The organism is Flavobacterium sp. F52 (genome assembly GCF_000278705.1).
Lineage (GTDB): Bacteria > Bacteroidota > Bacteroidia > Flavobacteriales > Flavobacteriaceae > Flavobacterium > Flavobacterium anhuiense.
The window spans coordinates 1-312 of record NZ_AKZQ01000011.1 but is presented as its reverse complement, the minus strand read 5'-3'; the positions used below and the strand labels follow the sequence as shown (position 1 = coordinate 312).

General features: G+C 32.4%; 1 protein-coding gene. It reads left to right on the top strand.

Features of this window, described 5'->3' with window-relative positions:
- The coding region (locus FF52_RS04310) for a hypothetical protein (protein ID WP_008463263.1) at nt 1-191 on the top strand (191 nt) is incomplete at its 5' end.
- Nucleotides 192-312 lie beyond the last annotated feature (121 nt).

Below are 312 nucleotides of genomic sequence, written 5' to 3'. Positions count from 1 at the left end.
TTGCCATTTCTGGCGAAGGAACATACAAAGAAATCAGCAATGGCTTATATGAAATCTCATTTGAATTAAAACTGACAAATGATAAACTATTTGGAGGAACAGTGTCAACTCAATACAGAATGTACAACAATAGAACATATCCAAAACCAAATGCATTGAGCATTCCGTGTCCTAAAGAAGTTACGTTATAATTATGAATTGTGAGTTATAAATTATGAATGTTTTACCTAGTGAACTTTGTCAAAATTTAAAACTTTAACAAAGTTCCGTGACAACTTGAAACCTGTCCTGATAGCTATCGGGATGAAACAA